At 62.4% G+C, this 20,298-nt stretch carries 19 protein-coding genes and 1 pseudogene; 5 read left to right on the top strand and 15 right to left on the bottom strand.

Going from position 1 to position 20,298, the window contains the following annotated elements; translation table 11 throughout:
* From Y708_RS30820 to dinB, 8 genes are all read right to left on the bottom strand, one after another.
* Positions 1 to 306: Mur ligase domain-containing protein (locus Y708_RS30820; RefSeq protein ID WP_035775288.1), on the bottom strand; the 306-nt coding region annotated here is incomplete at its 3' end.
* Between the two features lie 6 nt (positions 307 to 312).
* Complete coding sequence (locus Y708_RS0104580; protein ID WP_028279017.1) at positions 313 to 1,905, bottom strand: UDP-N-acetylmuramoyl-L-alanyl-D-glutamate--2,6-diaminopimelate ligase; 1,593 nt, start codon at positions 1,903 to 1,905, stop codon at positions 313 to 315.
* Between the two features lie 57 nt (positions 1,906 to 1,962).
* On the bottom strand, positions 1,963 to 3,753 hold the full coding sequence (locus Y708_RS0104585) for a peptidoglycan D,D-transpeptidase FtsI family protein (RefSeq protein WP_028279018.1): 1,791 nt from the start codon (positions 3,751 to 3,753) through the stop codon (positions 1,963 to 1,965).
* Between the two features lie 36 nt (positions 3,754 to 3,789).
* Positions 3,790 to 4,431: a cell division protein FtsL gene (locus tag Y708_RS0104590; RefSeq protein ID WP_028279019.1), complete on the bottom strand. Its 642-nt coding sequence runs from the start codon at positions 4,429 to 4,431 to the stop codon at positions 3,790 to 3,792.
* Positions 4,428 to 5,420 carry a 16S rRNA (cytosine(1402)-N(4))-methyltransferase RsmH gene (gene rsmH / locus Y708_RS0104595; RefSeq protein ID WP_028279020.1) on the bottom strand — a complete coding sequence of 331 codons (993 nt, stop codon included), beginning with the start codon at positions 5,418 to 5,420 and terminating at the stop codon, positions 4,428 to 4,430. Before rsmH ends, Y708_RS0104590 begins: the two co-directional genes overlap by 4 nt.
* 209 nt (positions 5,421 to 5,629) lie before the next feature.
* Positions 5,630 to 6,061, bottom strand: coding sequence for a division/cell wall cluster transcriptional repressor MraZ (gene mraZ / locus Y708_RS0104600; RefSeq protein ID WP_026535299.1), 432 nt, complete (start codon positions 6,059 to 6,061; stop codon positions 5,630 to 5,632).
* A gap of 327 nt (positions 6,062 to 6,388) precedes the next feature.
* Positions 6,389 to 6,772 (bottom strand): DUF3040 domain-containing protein, encoded by a 384-nt coding sequence (locus Y708_RS0104605; protein ID WP_028279021.1) that lies wholly within the window; start codon positions 6,770 to 6,772, stop codon positions 6,389 to 6,391.
* A gap of 223 nt (positions 6,773 to 6,995) precedes the next feature.
* Positions 6,996 to 8,228 carry a DNA polymerase IV gene (gene dinB / locus Y708_RS0104610; protein WP_051478619.1) on the bottom strand — a complete coding sequence of 411 codons (1,233 nt, stop codon included), beginning with the start codon at positions 8,226 to 8,228 and terminating at the stop codon, positions 6,996 to 6,998.
* 67 nt (positions 8,229 to 8,295) lie between these two features.
* Here dinB and Y708_RS0104615 point away from each other — a divergent pair, with 67 nt between their 5' ends.
* Positions 8,296 to 9,402, top strand: coding sequence for a polyprenyl synthetase family protein (locus tag Y708_RS0104615; protein WP_028279023.1), 1,107 nt, complete (start codon positions 8,296 to 8,298; stop codon positions 9,400 to 9,402).
* Positions 9,403 to 9,423: 21 nt separating this feature from the next.
* Here Y708_RS0104615 and Y708_RS22855 read toward each other — a convergent pair whose 3' ends face one another.
* The 3 genes from Y708_RS22855 to soxR form a co-directional block, all read right to left on the bottom strand.
* Positions 9,424 to 10,065 carry a hypothetical protein gene (locus tag Y708_RS22855; RefSeq protein ID WP_343212949.1) on the bottom strand — a complete coding sequence of 214 codons (642 nt, stop codon included), beginning with the start codon at positions 10,063 to 10,065 and terminating at the stop codon, positions 9,424 to 9,426.
* 120 nt (positions 10,066 to 10,185) lie between these two features.
* Positions 10,186 to 10,386 (bottom strand): hypothetical protein, encoded by a 201-nt coding sequence (locus Y708_RS31475; protein WP_343212950.1) that lies wholly within the window; start codon positions 10,384 to 10,386, stop codon positions 10,186 to 10,188.
* A 182-nt stretch (positions 10,387 to 10,568) separates the two neighbouring features.
* On the bottom strand, positions 10,569 to 11,027 hold the full coding sequence (gene soxR, locus Y708_RS0104625; protein WP_253905686.1) for a redox-sensitive transcriptional activator SoxR: 459 nt from the start codon (positions 11,025 to 11,027) through the stop codon (positions 10,569 to 10,571).
* 154 nt (positions 11,028 to 11,181) lie between these two features.
* On the opposite strand from soxR, the gene Y708_RS0104630 reads away from it, so the two are divergent.
* Complete coding sequence (locus Y708_RS0104630) at positions 11,182 to 12,435, top strand: MFS transporter (RefSeq protein ID WP_081746472.1); 1,254 nt, start codon at positions 11,182 to 11,184, stop codon at positions 12,433 to 12,435.
* A gap of 6 nt (positions 12,436 to 12,441) precedes the next feature.
* On the opposite strand, the gene Y708_RS0104635 is transcribed toward Y708_RS0104630, so the two are convergent.
* Positions 12,442 to 12,927, bottom strand: a complete 486-nt coding sequence (locus Y708_RS0104635; protein WP_028279026.1) for a hypothetical protein — start codon at positions 12,925 to 12,927, stop codon at positions 12,442 to 12,444.
* 54 nt (positions 12,928 to 12,981) lie between these two features.
* The gene (locus Y708_RS0104640) at positions 12,982 to 13,335 is read right to left on the bottom strand and encodes an Rv2175c family DNA-binding protein (RefSeq protein ID WP_028279027.1); all 354 of its coding nucleotides are present in this window, start codon (positions 13,333 to 13,335) and stop codon (positions 12,982 to 12,984) included.
* Positions 13,336 to 13,622: 287 nt separating this feature from the next.
* On the opposite strand from Y708_RS0104640, the gene Y708_RS0104645 reads away from it, so the two are divergent.
* Positions 13,623 to 15,212, top strand: a complete 1,590-nt coding sequence (locus Y708_RS0104645) for a lytic transglycosylase domain-containing protein (RefSeq protein ID WP_081746473.1) — start codon at positions 13,623 to 13,625, stop codon at positions 15,210 to 15,212.
* 82 nt (positions 15,213 to 15,294) lie between these two features.
* Positions 15,295 to 17,394 (top strand): Stk1 family PASTA domain-containing Ser/Thr kinase, encoded by a 2,100-nt coding sequence (locus Y708_RS0104650; RefSeq protein WP_028279029.1) that lies wholly within the window; start codon positions 15,295 to 15,297, stop codon positions 17,392 to 17,394.
* A gap of 24 nt (positions 17,395 to 17,418) precedes the next feature.
* On the opposite strand, the gene Y708_RS0104655 is transcribed toward Y708_RS0104650, so the two are convergent.
* Both Y708_RS0104655 and Y708_RS22860 read right to left on the bottom strand, forming a co-directional pair.
* Entirely contained in the window at positions 17,419 to 18,789 is a 1,371-nt protein-coding gene (locus Y708_RS0104655) for a class II 3-deoxy-7-phosphoheptulonate synthase (protein ID WP_028279030.1), read from the bottom strand.
* Positions 18,790 to 18,949: 160 nt separating this feature from the next.
* Positions 18,950 to 19,903, bottom strand: a complete 954-nt coding sequence (locus Y708_RS22860; RefSeq protein WP_081746474.1) for a lysophospholipid acyltransferase family protein — start codon at positions 19,901 to 19,903, stop codon at positions 18,950 to 18,952.
* Between the two features lie 129 nt (positions 19,904 to 20,032).
* Here Y708_RS22860 and Y708_RS29615 point away from each other — a divergent pair.
* Positions 20,033 to 20,298 (top strand): annotated as a pseudogene (locus tag Y708_RS29615) (esterase); the annotation flags it as partial.

The following is a 20,298-nucleotide window of genomic DNA, read 5'->3' on the forward strand; positions in this document are numbered from 1 at the left end:
GAGCCGGCCCATGGCCAGCACAGTGTCGGGTACGACGACGGCGGGAAAATGAGTGCCGTCGTCGTCCATTACCGGCCGTTCAAGCAGCGCGAGCACAGCCCCCCGCCCGAAAGCGCGGCCGACGAAATCATGTCCGTCCGCTTCCTCGCCCACGCGGGCGAGGAACAGGCCGCCCGGCAGAGACTCCCGCGAGTCGGTGGCAGCCGAGCTGACAATAATTCCGGAGGGTTCGGAGGTGCTTGATGCAGACCCTGAAAGTGTTCCGCCGGTGATGGCCGCGATCTCGGCTGCGCTGAATTCAATCATGACGATCTAGGACTCTATCCTGCTGTCAGGGAGCACAGAGAATCCATGCCGTGTCAATGCGGCGGCCAGTTCAACGCGGTCGTCAAGGGCAAGATTGACGCCTTTGACTTCCTGCCACACCTCGTGTCCACGGCCTGCGATCAGGACCACATCCGCGTCTCCGGCCAGCGCGACAGCGCGCTCAATAGCGTCCGCACGGGGGTACACCTCAAGGATCTCGCAGCTCAGGTTCTCGGCGGAGCGCGCAGCCCTCGCCCCGTCAAGAACGCCGGCGCGGATGGCCGACTCGTCCTCATCATGTGGATCATCGTCGGTGACAATTACCACATCCGCCAGCCGCGCAGCCGTAGCCCCCATGATCGGCCGCTTGGAAACGTCACGCTGCCCGGTGGCACCAAAAACAACCAGGACACGCGAATCAGGGCCGTTACCCCTGACCGACTCAAGGGTGCGGGCGAGGGCATCGGGGTTGTGGGCGAAATCCACAATGGCCGCGGGTCGTTCACTGACGAGTTGCATGCGGCCGGGCACCGCGACGGTAAAGGGGTCGCGCGCGTCCGCAGCGGCCTGGATCTCCTCCACCGGGACGCCCGAGGCATGGATCATCACTGCCGCCAGGGCGGAGTTGGCCACGTTGAAAGTTCCGGGAAGCCCGCAGTGCAGGGTGATCTGCTGGTCATCAGGTCCATCCAGCGTGAATCGGTGCCCGAGCCCCTCACGCGTCACCCCGGTGACTGTCCAGTCGGCGGGCCCTCCGGAGATTGACAGGGTCACCGTGTCGATGCCGGCCCGGGACGCGAGCAGGCGACCCCATTCGTCGTCCACAATCACCACGGCGCGTCCGCTGCGCTGCGGCGCGAACAGGGCTGCCTTGGAAGCGAAGTATTCTTCCATGGTGCCGTGCAGATCGAGATGGTCCTGCGTGAGGTTGGTAAAGCCGGCAACGTCAAAGAACACGCCGTCAACGCGCCTGTACTCAATGGCGTGCGAGGAGACTTCCATTGCGGCGGCGCCGATTCCCCGTTCACGCATCAGCCCCAGGAGTCCATGCACCTGCGGGGACTCCGGAGTGGTCAGCGCCGACGGTATAGTCTCCCCTCCAGCGTGGATTTCTATGGTTCCGATCAATCCGGTGCTTCGGCCGAGGGCATCATTGAGGGCGTTGAGGAAATAGGTGGTGGTGGTCTTGCCGTTGGTCCCTGTAACTCCATACAGAACGGGGCGCCGGCCGTGGGGCTGGCTGTTGAAAACAACAGCGGCCAAAGGCCCCACGTAATCCCTGAGCTTCGAGGCAAGAAACAGCGGTACGCCCGTCCCCTGGAGGGCGGTGGCGGCGGCCGTGCGCCCGTCCGTGTCTGTCAGTACCGCTGCAGCGCCCGCAGCGGCCGCCTGCGCGGTGAAGTCGGCGCCGTGCCGACCGGTACCCGGCAGGGCAACATACAGATCCCCGGGACGGACCAGCCGCGAGTCAATGGTGACGCCTGTGACAGTGGAGCGGGCGCCGTCGTCGTCTGTTACCGGTCTAATGGGCGCCAAAAAGCCCGGGAGAGCGCCAAAAAGTTTGTGCAGCACAACCGGGGCCACCCGGGCAGGCCGCATTCCCGCGTCCGCACGGCCGCAGAATTCTTCATCGTGCACTGGGAGCCCGCTCTCGAATCAGAACATCACCGGGTAGGTTTCAGGCCTACCCGTGGATGGCGGAACGTTGTACATGTTCAGTGTGTGCTCCATAACCTTTTGGAAGGACGCCCCCGGAAGGAGATAGTACAGGTCTCCCTGCGGCCGCTGAAGCGTTACCACCACAACGTACTGCGGATCCTCCATGGGTGCCATCCCGGCAAACGATAGGGTGAACCCGTCATAACCACCCTGCGGGCTCGGTGCTTCCGCGGTGCCAGTCTTTGACCCGACCCGGTACTGGTCGAGGGCTCCGGTTGCCCCGGATCCTTCGACGGTGACCGTTTCCAGCATCGTATGTAGCTCTGCCGCTGTCTCCTCCGAGACCACCCGTGTCCCCTCCTCCTGCGGCACTTTGTGCTCAGTTCCGTCGGCATCGACATAGGCGTCGATGAGACGGGGCTGCAGGCGGACGCCGTCGTTAGCAACTGTCTGATACGCCATGGCGGTGTGAAGCGCCGTCTGCGCGAGACCCTGCCCAAACAGCACTGTGTACTGTTGACGCGGGTCCCAGGTGTCCGGCGTCGGAAGGATGCCCGCCGTCTCACCGTTCAGTCCAACGCCAAGCGGTTCACCGATGCCAAACTTCCTCAACCAGTCGTAGCGCTGCTGCCGCGAGAGCTGCTCGCCGATCATGACCGTTCCGGTGTTCATCGACTTGGCGAAAATCCCTGCGGCGGTCCGGTTCTCGGTGCCGTGCTCAAACGCGTCCTTGAAGGTCTGGTTGTCAATCGTGTAGAGCGGCGGGACCACGAACTCGCTGGTCGGCTCAATGATGTCCTCTTCGAGCGCCGCTGCCATCGTGATGAGTTTAGTGGTGGAGCCCGGCTCAAAGGACGAAGTCACCGAACGCGCCTTACGGTCTTCCGGATCGGTCGCGGCAAAATTATTGGGATCCATCGGCGCCGATTCGGCCATCGCCTTGATTGCGCCTGTCTTGGCTTCGACCACCACAATGTTGCCCCACTCGGCGTTGTACTCCTCCACCTGGGAGGCGATAGTCTGCTCGGCAAACCACTGGAGATCCTGGTCGATGGTGAGCTTGACCGACTGTCCGTCCTGCGCCGGGATGTCCTCATTGGTGGCGTACGGAATGCGGATACCGTCCCCGCCAATCTCAAAGGTGCGGCTTCCGGGTGTGCCGGTCAGTCTGTCGTTCTGAGTAAGTTCGAGTCCGCTCAGAGGTTTTCCGTCGCCGCTCATGAAACCCACCATCTGTCCACCCACCGGCCCCACGGGGTAAGTACGAAGGTTGGTTGGGTCCGCATAGACGCCGGGCATGCTCACGGCCAGGACCTGGTCCCGGACCTCCGGAGTCACGGAACGGGAAACGAAGCCGAAGGACTTGTCCCCCAGGATCGATGCCTTCAGGGTGTCAACATCCACGTCAAGAATGGCGGCAAGCTCCAGGAATCCCTGCTCCATGCTGACATCCGACACCCGCAACCCGGTGATGGGATCACGGCGGTCGAAAGTATCGACGGCGCTCAGTCTTTGGTCAACCACAATGTCAAACCGCTGCACGGTCCGCGCGAGGTAATTGCCGTTGGCGTCCAGGATGCTGCCCCGCAGCGCGGGAACGTTTTGGGACACCAGCCGCTTGGAAAGACCTGCCTGTGCCATGCCGCCAAGGTCCAGCCCCTGAACCTGAAAAAGCCGTACCCCAAGCACCAGGAGCAGCACCAGCACAAAGGCGAGTCCCACCCTCAACCGCGCCGCGCCCAGCGCCACCCGAACTGTCTCATGATTGGGGGATTCCGCACGTGCCACAGGTGTTCCTCGCTGGTAGAAAGTTGGTGCCGTTTGCTACTGTCCCGGAGACGCCTGCTGCGGTGCCGGTATGGTGCCGCCCGAGGCGCTGGATGTCCGGGGATCCGTCTGCGTCTCCGCAGCGGGTGGCGTCTCCTCAGCTGGTGACGCTTCCGCCGACGGGCCGGGTACGTCAACAACCGGGAAACCGGCCTCGGGAACTTCCTGAAGCGTTGTTACTTCAGGGGCCGCCACCAGTGCGCGGGGCACTTCCGACTCCTTGGCGGCCTCCGGCTGGCCGCTGACTTTCCCCGAATTTACATCAATCAAGCCGAAAGTCTGGGAGGCCACCATGTCGAGATCGCGTGCGCTTGATGCCAGGTTCTGCGGCGCTTCAAGATCCTCCAGCTGCTGGGTCAGTGCCTGGTTTCGTTCGGTCAGGGAAACTTCCTGACCGCGAAGCACAACGAGCTCATACTGGGTGCTTGAGACAGAGATATTGAGCAACAGGACCGCGATCAATGCGGCGACCAGCGCAACCATGCTGAACACGGCAAACGGGACCCGACTCTTTGCCGGCCGCGTGGTCACGAGCGAGAGCGGGGTCCTGCGGCGGACTGTCTGCTGCGGCCGGCCGGGCGCGCCGAGCGGGCGGGCTGCAGTTCCGGAAGTGGCGGCGAGTGCTGGCTGGGCGCTCATGATGCAGTCCTGTCTCTTGTGCTTATCCTGGTGCGTTCTACAGCCCGCAGCTTTGCTGACGCTGCCCGTGGGTTCTCACTGACTTCCTGATCCGTTGGAGCCTCGGTACCGCGGGTCAGGCTCTTGAGGAACGGCTTGTGTTCCTCAAGCTCCACCGGAAAGCCCGCCGGCGCGGATGACTTGGTACCTGCGTTGAATGCCGCTTTGACGATCTTGTCCTCCAGCGAGTGGTAAGACATCACCACTGCCCGCCCTCCTACCGCCAACGCGTCCACCGCAGCCGGAATTGCTGTGGCCAGCCCGGTCAGTTCCTCATTGACTTCAATGCGCAGGGCCTGGAATGTCCGTTTGGCCGGGTGCCCTCCGCTACGCGCGGCTCCGGCAGGAACAACGGACCTGATGGCTTCAACGAGCTGTCCCGTGGTGCTGAAAGGCTGGTTCCTGCGGAAGGCGGCGATAGCCGAAACAATCCGCCCGGCAAACTTTTCCTCCCCCCAGGTCCGGATGATCCGGAGCAGATCCTCCTCCGTGTAGGTGTTCACCACATCCGCAGCGGTGCTGCCGCGGCTGGTGTCCATCCGCATATCCAAAGGCGCGTCGTAGGAGTAGGCAAATCCTCGCTCGTGTTCGTCGAGCTGCAGCGACGATACGCCGAGGTCAAAGAGGATGCCATGTATTGAGTCGATGCCAAGATCGTGGAGGACATCCGGCAGCTCGTCATACACTGCGTGAACCAGATCGGTGCGGACCGCGAACCGGGTCAGCCTTTCCCCGGCCAAGGCCAGTGCCTGTTGGTCGCGGTCGATTCCCACAAGGTGCACGCCCGGGAACCGGCTGAGCAGCGCTTCCGAATGGCCCCCCATGCCCAGGGTTGCGTCCACAACCACCGGACGGTTACTTGCGGAGTCAATCGCGGGGGCCAGGAGATTGATGCAACGATCGCGCAGCACCGGAATGTGTCGTTCCTCGGTGGGGCGTTCGTTGCTCATACTCCCCTCCTTACTGCTGAGTCCGGGCTGACTGCTGTTCATTGCCTGCACCGTGTTCTTGAATCAGACCCCCATCCGCACCTGGTGTTCGGGTCTGCCTGACTCCGGGGAAGGTGATTCAGGTAGTTCCTGGTACCGGGCGGCTGGAGATCTCATTCAAGAATCGGTTCCGCGGTGGTTAATTGTTGTGACTTGGGTGGCAGCGACTGTCAGAGAATCCCCGGCAGCGCATGTTCGTCAGTCTCGGAGAAGGAAGTTTCCTTCTCCTCGAGGTAGCTGTTCCAAGCTGCGGCATCCCAGATCTCCGCACGGTTACCCGCGCCGATCACTGCAAGTTCGCGGCCCAATCCTGCATAGGTGCGCAGGTTCTGTGGAATGGTTACCCGGCCCTGCTTGTCGGGTACCTCATCCGATGCCCCCGACAGGAAAACCCGAATATAGTCCCGTGTCTGGCGCGACGAGATGGGTGCATCCCGCATCTGCTCGTGGACCTTTTCGAATTCCCGCTGACTAAAAACGTAGAGGCAACGCTCCTGTCCCCTGGTCAATACCAAACCGTTGCCAAGCTCCTCGCGGAACTTGGCCGGCAGGATCAACCTCCCCTTTTCATCAAGGCGTGGCAGGTGTGTTCCGAGGAACATCTGCCACCGCCTGTCCGGTCCGGGAGAAACCCTTGCGTCACCACAACGCTCTTATAGCCACCACTTTACTCCACATTCCTCCCCCGTCAATCCACCCGGCACCTTTTCTGCCGCGTGTTGAAGTGAAGTTCCGGGCAAACACGGGTGGAGACGGCTGTGGTGGGAAGTGGAGGGAAAACAGCCATGCCAAGGCACGACGACGGCGGTCGGCCCGAGTGAATCGCCGGAATTGGCCCGAAAGGGCACATTAAAAAGAACTGGACCCGCTAAATGCGGATCCAGTGGATGAAAGTGGAGGAGCCTGTCACGGCCCCGGCGGGCGTGGAACTACGGTTGATCGTCCCGCTTGCGTTCGTCCCATTTTTCCTCAAGGGTGCTAAGGAAGCCGCTCCCCCGTGACGTGCTTGTTGCCTTTGCCGACTTACCGGGACGGGGACCGTCTCCCGCGACCTTTGCGGTGGTGGTGGCGAAATACACGCCCGCGCCCATGATCACGAAACCCGCGACTCCCAAAAGGATGAGCTGGTTTGCGATTCCGAGGAGCAGAACCAGAATGCCACCAACGGCAATCAGCGATCCGAGGACAATGCGGCGCGTGGACATGGATCGCTGCGAACTCGACGCCATGGAATGAGCAAACTTGGGATCATCAGCGTGAAGCTGCTGTTCCAATTGGTCAAGCAGCCGCTGCTCGTGTTCCGAGAGTGCCATCACTGCCTCCAAACTGTAAGTACCTGCGTCCCTCACTCAACCAACGAGCCTCACCGGGAACTGGTTCCCTCACCGTTCCACCGCAGATTTCACTGCGGGAGATCAGCTGATTCACGAACATTCAGTTGGGTAGCCGTACTGGAATTAACCCTTATGGATAAGGATAGTTTGCATTTGCACCAAGGGAAAGCCGGGGTGGTTCCATCGTCGTATTTCGGTTTGGCTACTGCGGATTCCGTCCGGCATTTGGTGCCTCGCCGGGTCTACGCAGAAGCCTCGCAGGCATGATCATGGAGGAACCAAATCTGCCATTCACCTGGTCCAGCGTTACCTCGGCCATCCGCCAGTTGTCATCCTGCCGGTCGATGGTCAGTTGGTTGCCGGCATCGTCCGCTGATTCGAGGCGTTCAGCGCGGATCCCGATCAGCCGGACATTCATGGGCCGCTCGCCCAGGGCGTCCAGCAGCGCGCAGGCCGCTTCATACAGGGCGTGGGCATTGTCCACGGGGAAGCTGAGGCGCTTTGCCCGGCTGAGCGTAGAAAAATCCTCGTACCGCAGCTTCACTGCTACGCCCCCACAGCGGAGACCGGCAGCACGGAGTCGGGCAGCGGTGCGATGTGCAAGCCGAAGCAGTTCGGCCTTAAGAACGGCGTCGTCACTGACATCCTCCGCGAATGTTTCCTCGGAACCAATACTCTTCTCCTGCCGGCTCACTGTGACCGCCCGGGGGTCCCGTCCCCAGGCGAGCTCGTAGACATGCAGCCCGGACGCGCCCAACAGACGCCGGAGGGAGGACACAGGAGTCCGCGCAACATCCTCCACAGTGCGGATGCCAAGCCGGGCGAGAGTCTCCTGGGTCTTCGCGCCCACACCCCACAGCGCAGATACAGGGAGAGAGTGGAGGTACCTCACAGTCTCAGCGGCCGGGATCAGCAGCAGTCCGTCCGGCTTGGCACGCGTCGAAGCAATCTTTGCAACGAACTTGGTCGAAGCAATTCCCACACTCGCCGTGATGCCCAGCTCGGCCTGTATCCGGGTACGGATCAGCTCACCGATAACCCGCGGAGAGCCAAGCCGCCGAATTGAGCCGGAAACATCCAGGAATGCCTCGTCAACACTGAGCTGCTCAACGAGGGGTGTGATCGAACCAAAGATCGTCATGACGGCGGCTGAAACCTCGGCGTAGCGGTCGTGATGGGGTTCGAGAATCACTGCCTGCGGGCACAGCCGCATCGCCGTTGACATTGGCATGGCGGACCGGACGCCAAAGCGGCGCGCTTCATACGAGGCGGAAAGGACCACCGAACGCCCGGTCGGAGAACCGGCAATGGTCGCTTTTCCGCGAAGTTCCGGCCGAGTCAAGAGTTCCACTGAGACGTAAAAGGCGTCCATATCTACATGGAGGATGGTGCAGTCGCCGTGTTCCACGCCTGCGGCGCTTTGGCCTGTGGTCATGGCATCCATCGTAGTCATCCTAGACTGAAGTGACAGCCGCCAACCGGTGCATCCAAGGAGGTGTTCAATGGCTTTTCATGGCACGGACGCCAACGGACCTGAGTCCGAACAGGCGCGCTATAGAGCCGCCCTCACAACTGCAACCAGCGCCTACCTCGACTCGCAGCGCCACCTGCTCAGGACCATCTCGCCCGACACACACACCCTGATTGATACGGTCGAAACGCTGACCCGGGGTGGCAAGAAACTTCGTCCGCTCCTGTGCTACTGGGGTTGGAGAGGTGCCGGTGGCCCCGCGGACTCACCTGAAATAGTCGCTGCCGGAGTTGCGCTCGAACTATTCCAGGCGGCGGCGCTTATTCACGATGACATCATTGACCGATCGGCGACCCGCCGCGGCGCGCCCAGCGTCCATGAACAGTTCGGGTCCCTGCACGCGCGGTCCGGGTGGCATTTAAATGCCGATAGGTTCGGCATTTCCGCCGCCATCCTCGCGGGAGACCTGTGCCTGTCCCTCAGCGAGGAACAGTTCGCTTCGATCGGGCCCAAAGCCGCCCATGGCACCGCCGGACGCGGGATCTTCAACCGGATGCGCACTGAGGTGATGGCCGGGCAGTACCTTGATCTCCTGGAGGAAGCTGTGGGTCCGGGGCAGAGCCCTGAGGCAGCGGCGGCGCGGGCACACAATATCCTCCGGTATAAGTCCGCGAAGTACTCCACGGAGCATCCGCTGTGCTTGGGAGGCGCACTTGCAGGTGCCGGCAAAGACCAGCTGGCCGCCTACTCGGAGTTCTCCCTGCCGCTGGGTGAAGCCTTCCAACTCCGCGATGACATCCTGGGCGTGTTTGGTGATCCGGCCGTCACAGGAAAACCCGCCGGAGACGACCTGCGTGAGGGCAAGAGGACGGTGCTTGTCGCCCGCGCTTTGGAGACCGGCAGCAGCGCAGACCGGAAGGTCATCAACCGGGCCCTTGGAAACGATCAACTGAACCCGGGGGACGTGGAGCGGCTGCGGGGAATCATCACGGCCACCGGCGCCTTGGAATTCACCGAATCGCTGATCCTGCAGCTTTCGCAATCCGCCTTTGATACGCTTGACCGGCTCGAGGTGGACTCAACCTGCCGCACTGCGCTTGCTCTGCTGGCCACCTCCGCCGTGACCCGCTCGTCCTAGCAGTCGGGTAGCGAACGGGCCCTATCCGGTGCGTTCATGGTCATACCAGCGCAGGACGCGGAGCGCGCGAAGAGTGTTCCAGCGACTTGGCTTACCGTCTCCCTCGTCCAACGTGAAGTGGATCAGTCCTGGGTGGGTGTTCTCCAGCAGCCAACTGCCATCCGGTTGCTGCTTCTCGCGAACCAGCAAGAAGGCCTCGGAGAGCCGTGGGTCGCAAGTGCCGCCGACGGACCGGAAGTAGTCGAGCCCACGCAGAATGTCGTAATGCCACTGCACCGGAAATGAGAACTGCAGCCAATCAGGGTTGGCGACCTGTCCGGTACTCACGCGACGGAAGAGGCTGCGCTCCAGAAGATACTCCTCACCACGCCGTCGCGCATCCGTGACCGGCTTCGTGCCGCCAGCGCGCTCATACGCCAACAACCCCTCCAGCACGCAGATCGTGGAACGGATTGATGACCTGGTGGATCCCCTCTCAGTCTCGCAGTTCCACCCGCCATCGCCGAGCTGCTCGCCAAGCAGCCGCATGACTATACCGTCGACGTTCTCGCCGAAGTACGCCCCTATCGCGGCAGTGCCACCGTTGATGCACGCCTCGACCTCGCCTTCGAAGAACGGCTCACCGGCATACTCCCACGTGGAGTGCTTCCGGACTCCATCCACCGCAGCGCGTGCGGCGGGGTGGGCGGGGTCGATACCAAAGTCGCGGAGCAGCCGGAGGGTCGGCAGCGTCGCAGTCCACGGCTGACCATCCGGGTCTCCGGTAATCGGCCCAGCCGGGCGTCAATCGCTGCTTGGGAAGCACGCGCCGCCAGCCCACTGTCCGTTGACCTGCAGATCGAGGAGCCGTTTTCCCCAGCCGGTCTCGGCCACCCGCGTGCGCTCTGCTTCGACATCGGGGGCCGGTGCGCCGGTAAGGTCGCGGAGCACCTGCCAGCGGATCGCCGGATCGGCATCCAGCAGCCAGGTCATGTTCTCTTTCATGGCTCGTCTCCTTGTGGATCAGGTAAATGCAGCCCACAACAGTCGCCCTGTCGCGTCAAGACGTTACGCCGGTCGGCAGTGGGACGGAACCCTTCCCGTGTTGCGCCGATGCGATCCGGTGGACGCCGCAGCACCAGCGCACCACTGTTGACGCTTATCCGCAATCAGGACGGGGTCTGCTCCTATTGCATCCGCGTTTGTCGCAGCCATCGGGGGCCGCTGCCTTCTGCGGCAGCTTCGTCGTCCGGGTTGAGGACGGAGCAGGTCCGCATTGACAGGCATCCGCAACCGATGCAGTCATCCAGAGATCTGCGCAGGGCCTGCAGGCTGGTGATGGCAGCATCAACACGTTGTTTCCATGGTTCGCTCAGTCGGTTCCAGTCGCCCGGCGTTGGGGCGTGGTCTGCTGGCATCGGGTCCAGCGCTGCCCTGATTTCAGCGAGTGACAGGCCCACACGTTGTGCCGCGGCAATGAATGCCAGTCTGCGCAGAACGTGTCGGTGATAGACCCGTTTGCCGCCGGTACGTCCAGCGGATTGGATCAGCCCTTTTTCCTCGTAAAACCGAAGAGTTGCAGCCGTCAGCCCTGATCGAAGGGAGACCTGCGAAATGTGTAGCCTGTCCATTGTGTCCGGGGTCATGGGTTGAATCTATGCCGCTTCCGGTTTGTCCTCAAGCGCACTTGAGGACATACCTTTCGACTATGAGTACATCGGGGACCGGAACATGCGTGTGCAACTGCTGTTTAGGGGGCGCTGATTCGGGCAAAAGGCAGTTGCTCCGGTGCCGCGTCCCATGAGGAGCAGGTGGAAAGGCACACGGCGCCTAACCCGCCCTTTCACGGATCAGCGAAGCCGCGCTCTCCTGGCGGCCTTCCTTATCTCAGAACTCGGAGATGGAATAACAGCAGTCGTCGTCCCATTGGGCGTCTATGCCGTCAGCGACAGCGTCGTCGCTTTAGCCTCAACATTTCTGGGTCGAATGCTCGCAGGCTCATTGTTCGCCGCAGTGGGTGGAACCATCGCGGACTTCGTGGATCGACGGCCTCTTCTTCTGGTCAGCTATGTGGTCCGGGCAGCCCTCGTAGCAGCACTTATCCCGTTATCGGAGACCAACCCGGCCGCCTTCGCTATTATCGGCATCCTTGTGGGCGCGGCAGGTTCCTTTGACAACCCAGCGGCCGAGTCCGCACTCCGGGCCTCCTATAGACACGATCTGCAGTCGCTGGCCACCGCACGGAAAACGGGTAAAACCATTTCGCAGATGGTTGGTCCCGCGGTCGGAGGTCTGCTGTTTGGCCTCGGTGGTCTGACACTCGCGCTGGGCATCAACGTTCTTACGTTCGTCATCGCCCTTGCACTTCTGAGCGCAAAACGATCCATGCCCGTCAATGGCGGGAAAGCAACGGTCATCGAGAATGCGGGGCTTATGGCCGCCTCGACAATAGCGGGCTGCGAGGGCCGGCTGCCACCGGTCGTTTCCATGGCTTTCCTCTCGACCGCGGGCGCATCCTTCTTGGTCGCCGTCGCCACCGTACTCGCTGTGCCCTACCTGGCCGAACTGCCCAACACACCCGATGGCGCCTACGGCTTCGCGCTGGCCGCTTACAGCGTCGGGGCGCTGGCCGGTTTGTGGCTTGCCGGTATTGGGGAGTGGGGGAATGTACGCCTCAAAAGCATTCTCATATTCTCCGCCGTAGCCTTCGGTGCAATTACGATGCTCAGCGTTTCAGTCCCGCGATGGGAGATCTTCGCAGCGGCTTGGTTTATCTGGGGCCTTGCTTTCGGACCAGAGGATATTGTCAGTGACTCCAGGGTCGCTTTGATCGTTGCTGATCGATGGCTTGCCCGGGTGTACGCCGCATGGTCAATTCTGGGGAAACTAGGTGCGGCCGTTGCTTATATTCTTGTCATCGCCCTGGGCGACCTCGACGCTCAATCCGCACTGCTGACCATCGGATTGTTGTATATGGCTATCATTCCCGTTTTGCTCATTTTCCTACCACAAGAGCCAAAAGAATCGGCACGGGATAACTACCTTGAATCCTGAACCTGGTCAGACCCCAAAAACTGTTCTCCACATGTCGTTGTTGTTGAAGAGCGCACAAACTGCGTCGAGTTCAACGGCAGCGTCTTCCCTGTCAGTGACTACCGGTCCCGCAACCCACCACTCGGCTCCGGGAAGACCAGCCGATGCGTAAGCGCGGCTGCCCGGTAAGCAGGTCTGGTAATGCTCGTTTCCCTGCCCGACGACCTCTCCGTGACCCGGCTCCCAGAGTCGTACCGATCCGGTTTCAGCTCCGTCGAGGACCACCGCATCGAACCATCGCCACACGATTGCACTCTGACCACTGCGTGCGGTTGCGATTGCGATCAAATGGCCCGGGGCAACACGCTCGAGGCGCGGCGCGGGGAACTGTGGGGCAAAAGCAACCGTCACCACGCCGTCTCCCGACCACGCCGTGCAGGAATCCTCCGTCACCCCCAGAACAACGGCCTTACCCAGGCGGACTGCTACGGCGGGCTCATGAGTGGTGGACACGAGTCGAGTATCCCAGCTGCTGCTTGATGTAGCCAGATTCGGCCAGTGCTGGTTTCACCAACCGAGTGCTTGCGCGCGGCGCCTTATTTCGGTCTTGCGGCCCCCGCGGAGCGCATCGATGGGACGTCCAGGCAGCGATTCATCCTCGGTGTACAGCCACCGGATGATTTCCTCGTCGGAGAATCCAGCATCGGTGAGCACGAGGATTGTGCCCTTGAGGCTATCCACCACCTGCCCGTCATCCAGGAATTCAGCGGGCACGGAACGGATGTTCCGGCCAGTGATCCGAACGGCCACAAGCGCACGCTCATCCAGAAGACCGTGCACCTTGGTGATGGTCAGATTCAGTGATTCGGCAACAGCCGGAAGGTTGAGCCATTCCGGGACCAGATTTTCCAGTTCATTCACCCCATAAGGGTGCCACGGGTTGGTTGTGCACTCCACATCGGCTGCGTCCTGCCCGTCAGCACAGCCGCTCCGAGGACGACACGCCGTCCATTTCAAATACCAACCACGCAAGGGCTGTTGTGCTAGGCGTTTGATGGTGTAGATTCACATAAGTCACAGCAGCAACATATACAACATGTGACTCACCTGCACCATGGGGAACAGGTATCTGTCAGCGGAACGCCGCCTATCGGACTTCTCCCCCTCCCCTGCGGTCCTACACCGCTGACATAGATGAGGACTTGACCATGACTGCCCAGCGCCCGTCTTCAACGCTGCCCGCAGCGGCCGACCGCCTGCTGCCCACACGATCCCGGCGTGGTTTCAGCCTGGCCGTCTCCACGATGGCGATTCCCGCCGTCGTACTGTCCTCCGTTGCGCTTGCGCAGCCGGCGGCCGCTTCGTCCTCCCCGGCCCCGTCGATGCTGCTCCAGCCCCGCACCGCACCCGTGCTGGCGCCCAAGACGTCAGGCATCATAGCCGCCTCGCAGGTTGCGGTACAGGTGCCGCGCATGCTGCCGGCCCGGAGTGCCCCGACCAGCCACACCGTCAAGGCGGGCGAGACAATCAGCGCCATCGCAGCGCAGCACGGACTGAACATGCATGCAGTCCTTAAGCTGAACAACCTCGGTATCAGTTCAATCATCCAGCCCGGACAGAAGATCAAGCTGTCCGGCGCTGCGCAGCCTTCCAAGCCCGCGGAGAAACCCGCCGCCGAACAAAAGCCAGCGGCCGCCGGAAACACCTATACGGTCAAACCCGGAGACACGTTGAGCGCCATTGCGGCCCGGCATGGGGTGAGCCTCGGTTCAGTCCTTCAGAGCAACGGCCTGTCCATGACTTCCATCATCCACCCGGGCCAGAAAATCGCACTTGGCGGCACAGCAGCAACACCCACGCAGCCCGCTCCCGCTGGGAAGCCGGCACCGGCAGCCAAGCCCGCGGTATCGGGAAACACTGAAACGTACACGGTCAAGCCCGGAGACACGTTGGGAGCCATCGCCGCCCGTCACGGCGTCAGCCTGGGCACAGTGCTCTCCGCCAACGGCCTCTCAATGAACTCGATCATTCACCCTGGACAGAAGATCAAGCTCAGCCAGGGAGCACAAGTGACGGTGCAGTCAACAACGAAGCCTGCATCCAAGCCGGCACCTGCGGCGAACCCCGCACCCAAGGCACCTGCCGGAGGTGGCCAGTACACCATCAAGGGCGGCGACACGCTCAGTGCCATTGCCGCCCGTCATGGCGTCAGCCTTGGCGAGCTGATCAAGGCCAACAAGATGAGCGCAACCACTGTCATCCACCCCGGGAAGAAGCTCACCATCCCGGGCAAGGCCGAGAAGCCGGCGGACCTGGTGCCGTCCACCTTCCTTCACTACACCTACCCGGACACAGTGGTAGCTGAGGCAAACAAGAACAAGCACGCGCTGAACGACGCACCTGCCCCCACCCAGGAACAGATGAGGAAGATCGTGGCGGACACGGCCAGGAGCATGGGAGTGGACCCAAGCCTCGCGCTGGCCATTTCATTCCAGGAGTCGGGCTTCAACCAACGCGCGGTTTCCCCGGCGAATGCGATCGGGGCCATGCAGGTGATTCCCATGTCGGGAGAGTGGGCATCCGACCTGGTTGGACGAAAGCTCAACCTGATGGATCCGTACGACAACGCGACGGCCGGCGTCGCAATTATCCGCGCGCTCGTTCGGACCAGCCCGAATCTGGACAACGCGATCGCCTCCTACTACCAGGGCCAGTACTCGGTCTCTACGCACGGCATGTTCAGCGACACCAAGAACTACGTTGCGGCTATCAAGGCTCACCAGAAGAACTTCCGCTGACGGGTGCGGGCGCTGCGGTGAATGAGCGCTGCCTCGGGTGTTGATTCTTAGCTCCCGCACAGAAAGCGCTTAGGATCGAAGGGTGCAGGAACGGCTGAAGGACACCCTGGTTGGCTCCGTCGTGGACGGTAGATACAGGGTTCAGTCGCGCCTGGCGCGCGGTGGAATGTCCACTGTCTACCTGGCCACGGACCAGCGCCTGGACCGGGACGTGGCCCTCAAGGTCCTTTATCCGCATCTGGCCGACGACGACGGCTTCCTGGAGCGGTTCGAACGCGAAGCGAAGTCGGCGGCCAGACTGTCACACCCCCATGTGGTTGGCGTTCTGGATCAGGGCATGGATTACGGGCCCGACCACAACACGGCGTACCTCGTCATGGAGTATGTTCCCGGCCGAACGCTCCGGGAACTTCTCCGTGAGAAGGGCAGGCTCACTCCTCGGCTCGCCCTCGCGATGATGGACCCGGTCATCGAAGGTCTGGGTGCCGCCCATGAGGCGGGGCTGGTGCACCGGGATGTGAAGCCCGAGAATGTTCTTTTGTCCGACAACGGCCGCATCAAGATAGCCGACTTTGGGCTGGCACGCGCAGTTTCCACCAGCACAAACACCGGCACACTGGTGGGAACCGTTGCCTACCTGTCTCCGGAACTGGTCACTAGCGGAGTGGCCGACGCCCGCAGTGACATCTACTCTGCCGGAATCATGCTTTTTGAACTCCTGACCGGCAGGCAACCCTATACCGGCGATGTCCCAATCCAGGTTGCCTTTCAGCACGCCAACTCGACCGTGCCGCCGCCCTCCTCCCTGATCGGGGGACTTGCCGCTGACATCGACGAGTTGGTCCAGTGGTGCACTTCCTTGGACCCGGAGTCACGACCGATTGACGGCAATGCATTACTCGGGGAGCTTCGCCACATCCGCACCACCCTCACGGACGAGCAACTTGATTTTGTTCCCATCGGGCCCGCAGGCGGTCCCGGTGCGGCGCCCAGCGGCGCACCCGGCGCCACCGGAGTCATCGGCCGGTTGGACAGCGGCGGCCGCACTGAGGTGATCGGGACGGGTCCACGGCCAACGGAAGTGATCTCTGCTGCCGGCAATCCCACCACGGTCTTCCGCAACGCGCGGAATGACACCACCGTTCTCGGTGCAACACCGATGGCGGGTTCTGTGGAAAAACGGCAGCTCAGCGCAAAGGCACGGGACAAGGATGCCCGAAAGGAATTCAAGTCCTACCAGAAGCAGCAGGCACGTGCAGCGCAGCGGCCGGAGAAGTCCCTCCACGGAGGTAACGCGGGGCGGCAGAACGCCATCTGGATCACACTGCTGATTCTGCTCGGATTGCTGGCGGCGGGAGCAGGCTGGTTCTTTGGCGTAGGTCCGGGAGCACTGGTTTCGGTGCCCGATGTGACTAGCCGGCCGGTCGCTGCGGCCCAGGCGCTGCTCACGCAGCAGGGACTTTCCTCCACCGAAGAGTCCATCCACCATGAATCAGTGGAGGAAGGTCTGGTTATTGGAAGCGAGCCAGCCGCCTCCTCTGACATCCGGCGCTATGAGCGCGTGCGGCTGTTCGTCTCGCTCGGCCCTGAACTTTTTGGCGTGCCTAACACGGTGGGGCAGACTGAAGCGGCTGCGGCAGGATCGCTGGTGGAGCAGGGGCTTGCCGTGGGCGACATTACCCGCGAATTCAGCGACTCAGTGGCCAACGGACAGGTCATCAATCAGGATCCTGCTGCCGGGCAGGAGGTTCCGCGTGGCACCGGAGTCACACTGGTGGTCTCCCAGGGTCCGGAACCGATTGATGTTCCCTCGGTTCTTGGCCTCCCACGAGACGAGGCTGTGGCCGCGCTGGAGGCAACAGGGCTTGTTCCCGAGATCGCAGCCGTTGGAGAGAACGACGCCGATGTTCCCGTGGACGCGGTGCTGACGCAGATCCCCTCGGACGGGCAGTTGACCCGCGGCGAAACGGTGAGTCTGACGCTCTCTCTCGGGCCGCGCATCATCGCGGTGCCGGACGTCTTCTCCGACACTGAAGCCGACGCGGTCGCGAAGCTTGAAGCCGCGGGCTTCGCCGTTGAGGTCAACTACGCCTTTGGCCAGTCCCTGCTGGGGCTGGTTGCCGGCCAGAGTCCCACCGGAGAGCAGCCGGAGGGAACCACAATCACCATCACGGTGACCTAGCGCATTACCCAGACACTGCGCCGCTCAGCGCTTGGACAGGGCTCCCGCAACGAGGAACGCCATCTCAAGGGATTGCATGTGGTTCAGGCGGGGATCGCAGACGGACTCGTAGCGTTCCAGGAACGCCTCCTGATCCACCGGATCCGCGCCCCCGAGACATTCCGCGACGTCGTCGCCCGTCATTTCGACGTGCAGTCCGCCGGGGAAAGTACCCAGTGAATTGTGAACCTCGAAGAACCCACGGACCTCATCCATGACGTCGTCGAAGTTGCGGGTCTTGTAGCCGTTGGGTGAGGTCACCGTGTTGCCGTGCATGGGGTCCGTGACCCACAGCACCTTAGCGCCGGAGTCGGTGACCTTGGAGACCAGCTCCGGCAGTTTCTCCCTGATGTTCTGCGCACCCATGCGGGTGATGAACGTCAGGCGTCCAGGCTCCCTGTTGGGATCGAGCTTGTCGATCAAAGCCAACGCATCATCCGGGGAAGTCTTCGGGCCAAGCTTCACGCCGATCGGATTGCGTACTCTGGACAGGAAATCGATGTGCGCGCCATCGATCTCGCGGGTGCGCTCCCCTATCCAGAGGAAGTGCGCGGAGGTGTCATACGGCAGGCCCGTGCGGGAGTCGGTGCGTGTCAGCGCCCGCTCATAGTCCAGCAGCAGAGCCTCGTGGCTGGCGAAGAATTCAACCCGCTTCAACGCCTCGAAGTCTGCTCCGCAGGCGTCCATGAAATGCACGGCGCGGTCAATCTCGCGGGCCAGGGACTCGTAGCGGGAATGGGCGGGGTTGGCCGTAAAACCTTTGTTCCAGTGGTGCACCAGGCGAAGATCGGCAAAGCCGCCCTGGGTGAAAGCGCGGATGAGGTTCAACGTGGAGGCAGACGTATGATACGCCTTCACCATCCGCGAAGCGTCGTGGCCCCTGCTCTCCGGCGTGAAACTGTAGCCATTGACCATGTCGCCGCGGTAGGCGGGCAGTGTGATGCCTTCACGGGTTTCGTCGTTGGACGAACGCGGCTTCGCAAACTGTCCGGCCATGCGGCCCATCTTGATCACCGGAAGTGACGCGCCATAGGTCAGCACAACGGCCATCTGCAGAATGGTGCGCACCCGTGCGCTGATCCTGTCCGCCGTGGCGCCGTCGAACGTTTCTGCGCAGTCGCCGCCTTGGAGGAGGAAGGCCTTGCCCTGGGCGGCTCCCGCGAGCCGCTCGCGCAGCACGTCCACCTCCCCGGCGAAGACGAGCGGCGGCAGGCTGGAAAGTTCCTTGATCGACGACGAATAAACTGCGCTGTCCTGCCAGGTGGGCTGCTGCGTGATGGGCAGTTCCCTCCAGCGGTCCAGCCCGTGGGGAGCGGCAGGAGAGACGGATTGGGCGGTGGCAGTTGTTTCGATCACTGGTTAAGCCTAATGGCTCCCGTCCGCGGCCCCTGCTCCACCCGTCACGCAACGCGTGCAATCTGTCACATTCGCGGGCTGTGCCAGAGAACGACGACGACGGCAGGCTCACCGCTCGGCCATCCAACGGGATATCCCGTCGATTTCCACGACGCATCCGTTACTGCGCGGCGTCTGCCCGTCCGTTGGTCCCATCATCCGCGGCTGGAGCCGGTCCGGACGCTTCGCGGTCGCTGCGCGGTGCCTCCCTTGACGCCTCCTTTGACGCCTCTTCGAGTGAGGCCGCGTCGCGGTTGCGGCCGACGGTGCTGATCTCGCCGGGAGCAGGAGCGGCAGCGGACGGTGCTCCGCCTGCCTGCGACGGACCTTCCAACCGCACGGCGGCCCGACGGTGCTCGTCGACCGGTTTCGGCGCCTTTTTACCGGCCGCCTTGGCAGCAGCGAGCCGTTCCTTCACACTGCTCGCGTAAACGTCGACGTATTCCTGGCCGGAGAGCCGCATGAGTTCGTACATGATCTCGTCGGTGACCGACCGCTGAACAAAGCGGTCATCCTCAAGACCCTTATACCTGCTGAAGTCCAGGGGCTCACCCACGATGATGCCAATGCGCCTGATGTTCGGGATGCGGCGTCCGATCGGCTGCACCTTGTCCGTGCCGATCATTGCCACGGGAATCACCGGAACTCCGGTAGCCAGGATCAGTTTCGCTACGCCGGTCTTTCCGCGGTACAGCCGTCCGTCCGGGCTGCGTGTTCCCTCCGGGTAAATACCCAGGATCCCGCCGGCGTTGAGCACCTCCTGACCGGCCGACAGCGACGTCGCGGACGCCGCACCGCCGGAGCGGTCCATGGGGAGCTGGTTGGCCAGCCGAAAAAAGGTTGCGGTGAGCCTCCCCTTAAATCCCTTGCCGGAAAAATATTCCGACTTGGCCAGGAAAACCACGGGCCGGGGCACCGCCAGCGGAAGAAAGATGGAGTCCGAGAAGGACAGGTGGTTGCTCACCAACACGGCGGGACCGTCAACGGGAACGTTGTCCATCCCTTTGACCCACGGCCGGAACAGCAGATTGAGAACCGGACCAATGATGAGCCGTTTCATGATCCAGTAGAACACTCTGCCAGCCTTCCTCGGTGGGCTTTGCGCAAACCGCACTTCCGCGGTTTCACTGTGAGACTACTCTACGGCCGGTGCCGCTGGTGAGTGCACTGGCAAGCCCCGGCCCGCAGGTGACACCATGGGGTCATGACTATCGTTTCCGGCACCGGCGCGTTCTCACACGATGGCTCCGGCGACCTCGCACGCACGGGGATTGTGCTCAGCCACGGCTTCACCGGATCCCCCGTGAGTCTCATGTCCTGGGCACAGTATCTTGCAGCCCAGGGGTATGCGGTCAGGCTGCCACTGCTGGACGGGCACGGCACCACCTGGCAGGAACTGGCACGGACGCCGTGGTCCAGCTGGTACAACGGCTACGAGGCCGCCTACCTGGAACTCCGCGAAACCACCGA

This window comes from Arthrobacter sp. H5 (genome assembly GCF_000520595.1).
In the GTDB taxonomy this organism is placed as follows: domain Bacteria; phylum Actinomycetota; class Actinomycetes; order Actinomycetales; family Micrococcaceae; genus Arthrobacter_D.

Excerpts from the sequence above, each read along its gene's own strand:
- Y708_RS0104580 (WP_028279017.1), bottom strand. The coding sequence starts at position 1,905 with ATGCGGCCTGCCCGGGTGGCCCCGGTTGTGCTGCACAAACTTTTTGGC.
- Y708_RS0104590 (WP_028279019.1), bottom strand. The coding sequence starts at position 4,431 with ATGAGCGCCCAGCCAGCACTCGCCGCCACTTCCGGAACTGCAGCCCGC.
- rsmH (WP_028279020.1), bottom strand. The coding sequence starts at position 5,420 with ATGAGCAACGAACGCCCCACCGAGGAACGACACATTCCGGTGCTGCGC.
- mraZ (WP_026535299.1), bottom strand. The coding sequence starts at position 6,061 with ATGTTCCTCGGAACACACCTGCCACGCCTTGATGAAAAGGGGAGGTTG.
- Y708_RS0104605 (WP_028279021.1), bottom strand. The coding sequence starts at position 6,772 with ATGGCACTCTCGGAACACGAGCAGCGGCTGCTTGACCAATTGGAACAG.
- dinB (WP_051478619.1), bottom strand. The coding sequence starts at position 8,228 with ATGACCACAGGCCAAAGCGCCGCAGGCGTGGAACACGGCGACTGCACC.
- Y708_RS0104615 (WP_028279023.1), top strand. The coding sequence starts at position 8,296 with ATGGCTTTTCATGGCACGGACGCCAACGGACCTGAGTCCGAACAGGCG.
- Y708_RS31475 (WP_343212950.1), bottom strand. The coding sequence starts at position 10,386 with ATGAAAGAGAACATGACCTGGCTGCTGGATGCCGATCCGGCGATCCGC.
- soxR (WP_253905686.1), bottom strand. The coding sequence starts at position 11,027 with ATGACCCCGGACACAATGGACAGGCTACACATTTCGCAGGTCTCCCTT.
- Y708_RS0104630 (WP_081746472.1), top strand. The coding sequence starts at position 11,182 with ATGAGGAGCAGGTGGAAAGGCACACGGCGCCTAACCCGCCCTTTCACG.
- Y708_RS0104645 (WP_081746473.1), top strand. The coding sequence starts at position 13,623 with ATGACTGCCCAGCGCCCGTCTTCAACGCTGCCCGCAGCGGCCGACCGC.